This window comes from Holospora obtusa F1 (assembly GCF_000469665.2).
Taxonomy (GTDB): Bacteria; Pseudomonadota; Alphaproteobacteria; order Holosporales; family Holosporaceae; genus Holospora; species Holospora obtusa.
On record NZ_AWTR02000071.1, the window covers coordinates 1 to 3,724 of the forward strand.

At 32.8% G+C, this 3,724-nt stretch carries 3 protein-coding genes and 1 pseudogene; 1 reads left to right on the plus strand and 3 read right to left on the minus strand.

Features of this window, described 5'->3' with window-relative positions; all coding sequences use genetic code 11:
- Nucleotides 1-50: 50 nt before the first annotated feature.
- Nucleotides 51-711: pseudogene (locus P618_RS09395) on the plus strand (IS5 family transposase).
- 120 nt (nt 712-831) lie between these two features.
- Here the strand turns inward: P618_RS09395 and P618_RS04105 are convergent.
- Genes P618_RS04105 through P618_RS06095 form a run of 3 tightly spaced genes read right to left on the minus strand, consistent with a single transcriptional unit; the run spans nt 832 to nt 3,492 of the window.
- A complete protein-coding gene (locus P618_RS04105) occupies nt 832-1,335 on the minus strand; it encodes a GDYXXLXY domain-containing protein (protein WP_021827998.1) in 504 nt (167 codons plus the stop codon).
- Nucleotides 1,332-2,471 carry a DUF4401 domain-containing protein gene (locus P618_RS04110; RefSeq protein ID WP_162147080.1) on the minus strand — a complete coding sequence of 380 codons (1,140 nt, stop codon included), beginning with the start codon at nt 2,469-2,471 and terminating at the stop codon, nt 1,332-1,334. The genes P618_RS04105 and P618_RS04110 overlap by 4 nt, the downstream gene beginning before the upstream one ends.
- Before the next feature lie 4 nt (nt 2,472-2,475).
- Entirely contained in the window at nt 2,476-3,492 is a 1,017-nt protein-coding gene (locus P618_RS06095) for a DUF2157 domain-containing protein (RefSeq protein ID WP_021828000.1), read from the minus strand.
- Nucleotides 3,493-3,724 lie beyond the last annotated feature (232 nt).

Genomic DNA, 3,724 nt, shown 5'->3' on the forward strand with positions numbered 1-3,724 from the left:
GTTAAATAAGACGTTATGCGTTTCGGGATGACAGTGAGGTCGGATAAAGGATAAGTTTGCCTGAAAAACCAGTGAGTGTGGGGTTGACAGCCAAGGATAGCCTGTTTATTGAGGCTATTTTATACCATTATCGTGGGTAGAATTCCTTGGCGTGATCTTTTCGGAAAAAGTTTGTTGATTTTAAAGCCATCCACACCTGTTTTACCCGTTGGAGAAAAAAAAGCGTATGGAAAAAAGTTTTTGAAATCTTTGTTGCAGGACGATGATCATGCCTGCGCGATGATCGATGCAACGATAGTATGGGCGCAGGCTCCAAAAAAAAAAGCATACTCAAGCCATTGGACGCTCCTCTTTGGGTTTTTAGCACCAAAATTCATGCACTGTGTGATGCCCCATGGAAATCTGGTCTCTTTCACCTTACACAAGATCAGGGCCATGATTGAGAGGGGGGGGATACAATGCTTACCAATAAAGTCGTGCGATTCCGATGAAAGAGTGTAGAGAAAACTTAAAGAAAAGGGACGTGAGGCCGTGATTCCTCCTAAAAAGAACCTTTTTAGTCCTCAAATTATGATAAATACTTTTATAAATCCCATTACTTGATTGATAAACTTAAGGCAGCATCGCGCCATTGTCACACGCTATGATAAAATGTTTTTAAATTTTCTAAGCGCCGTTCACTTTGCTTCAATTGTCGTTGGGCTTAATTGAGGACAGGCCCTAATTTAATTTTCGCTATTTACAACATGGAGTTAAGGTGATAACAGTTTCCCAAGAAGTTTATTGATTAAATATTATTTAATGTGATTTTTCATACTGATGTAGCGATAACTAACTTGATTGAATCATTTGAAAATTTGCATCGGCCAATCCTAATAATATATAGTTTCCTTTTGCATCAAATTTGAAAACTCCATATTGTGCTTGAGTGTAAAACTTTTCATGTCCCTCTTGAAACATAAAAGAATCTGGTATGATGTAGGCTTTTTTATCAGATTTAAGGTAGAAACGAAGTAATTTTTCATCGTTCGACAATTTTTTACCGTCGTAAAAACGTTTAAAAATTGCTACCTTGTTTTGATCTGTTCCTATAACAACGTACCCACGCATTCCTTCAACGATCTTTTTTTCCTGAAATTCTTGGTTACGCACAACGGCATAAATAAGTTTCATATACTTACCTTGCATAAACGAGGAGGAGATAGTAGATGAAATTTCGATGAAGACAATTTCTCCTTTTGCTTTAGTGTATTCTTTTTGATAAATCTCATAATTGAGCACTGAAAATACCAAGAATGATGATAAAATAAAAATTGTTTTAATCACTTTTTTCATACTAGCTCTTTCCTATCCAATTTTTTTGATGACAAATAAGCGCGTCCAAAAAGAAAAATAATTCCGCTCCCAATCAGCGCTCCTGATTTACTCATAAGATTAGTATCCAAACTAAAATAATAAAGAAGAATAAATACTGGCATTAGCAAAATCCCAATAAATGTAAAAAATTTATCATGCTTAATATTTCCTAAAACCATTAAGCAAATAGAAAGAATTACTCCAGGTGGAGAGAGTATGCCCAAAAAAATAGAGGCAAGAGCAGCTAAAACAAAAGGTTCTGTTTTTATATTTTTTAGATCTCTTGCTGCAAAAACAATCAGACCAATAAGGGATAGCGTTAACATTGCGCTAACAAAATTCATAAAAGTTTGATTAATCTGATAAAAATTTCCTGAAAGTTGAAAAGAAAAAGCGACCACTGAAAGCACTAATGTGTAACAAAGCGATAATACTGTTGCATAGGTAAGAGGAAGGTGTTTGTCCTTGAATTTACTGTAAGTTAATAAAATAGCTGATAGTATAATTTGAATAAAAAAGAATATATGTAGAGCAATTTCCGAAAATTGATAAAACTCTTGCTCAATTACAATATTCACAAATAACAAGAAAAAGATGAAAAACGTTGATAAAAAACGATCAATAGACATAGGGAAAACATGATAAGTGGCCAGAGTAACAATAATCATAGAAAGATTAAGCTTCCAATGGACAAGACGCTCCAAATTATTTTCAAAAAATAAGTAAAGCCGTAAAGTTATCAGTGTTTTTCCTACGCTCATAACGCCAAGAGCGCTTTGATCAATAATTATTTGTTTGATGAAATTCGTTTGCTTTTTTGATTGTTTAAGAATAAGCAAAGCACCATGAATAAAAAATAATCCACAAAAAAAACATACAAAGCGCAGGGTAGTAATACTGATTGTATACAAAAAACTCAAAAAAATAAAAAAACAGATACAAAAAGTAATCCATGCCCCTGTTGTGACCGCAAAAATATAAATTAGATCTTTTTTTTTACGTGATTGAACAAAATGAGCTTGAATAAAATCTTCTATTTTTGCAGAATCGCTTGAGATAACTATACCAGAATTTTTCCACGATTCGAGCAATTGTCTTGCATTAATACTATTCATATCCCTAAACATCTTTTCCTTCCATTTCTTTAGCAATAATACGTAAATTTTTAACAATAATCCTAAATATAGGAATCGCGATAATAATCATAAAAAAAAATGCACTAATTTCACATTGAAAGAGCCACATTAATGCTTTATAAATCGCTGATCCTAATATTACGCTTCCTGATAATATTACTGCTATTAACATCCGTATATCTCGAATTTTATAGCGATAAACGAAATACAGAACATTGTGAACGATCAAAGAAAGCTCTGAACCAAAAACAATCGCATCTGTGGAAAGCTTTTTTTGTAAAATCAAATCAATCGGTGAAGGCAATAAGCACACGAGAATAAAAACAACCAAAATTTCACGCGTCCATCGATTTTTCAGCCATTCTTTTCCTTGATTTACAAAAAATTCTCTTAATCCTAGAAATATTAAATTTACTATAGAAAGATAAGGAAGAACCATCTGAGTCGTGTGCTCTGATTGTGCGACCTGATTCACGTATAACACAAGAAAAACATTGGTAATGACCAAAAAAACAAGCCATAACGCAAAAAAATCAGATAAAATTACCCAAGGTACTATTAGTAATCCCCACATCATAAACAAAGTATACTCGTCAGCTCCTGTTTGATATATTTGCCCAAATACGGCAAGGAATATTCCCACAAGAATACTAGCAGAAAATAGCATGATTTTGCCAGAGATACGTGTAAGTCCGTAAAAATATGAAGATCCAAGGCATCCAAGTATTAATAACTGAATGGATCCTAGCTTCATTGCAGGTGGTATTTTTTTCCAGTTAAAAGAAAAAAAATACAAAATACCCAAAAGTACAAACGATACACCAAGCACCAAAAACAAGCGGGATAACCACAATCTCCAGTTTTGAGCTGAATTAATCGCACGTATGGCGTAATTATGCGCATCAGAAGTAATGATTCCTTGCGATAAAAGCTCATCTACCATTTTTGTATTCACAGAAATTTTTTCAAGAGAGAAATAATTGTTTTTTTTTGTATTCATATTTACCTCACAACAGTACTTGCTAAAAAATATCAATTAACCATAAATGTACATCAGAAGACATTCACACGATAACAAAAATTTAAAATTTATTAATTTAAAACTTTTTAATAAAATTCACGATGATTAATGATTTAAAATTTTAAGACTATTCGTCATTATACACATTGTATAGCTTAGACACAACGAGAGTATCTCTGTTCGTACGAGAGTGCTAATCTTTTATTTAAAT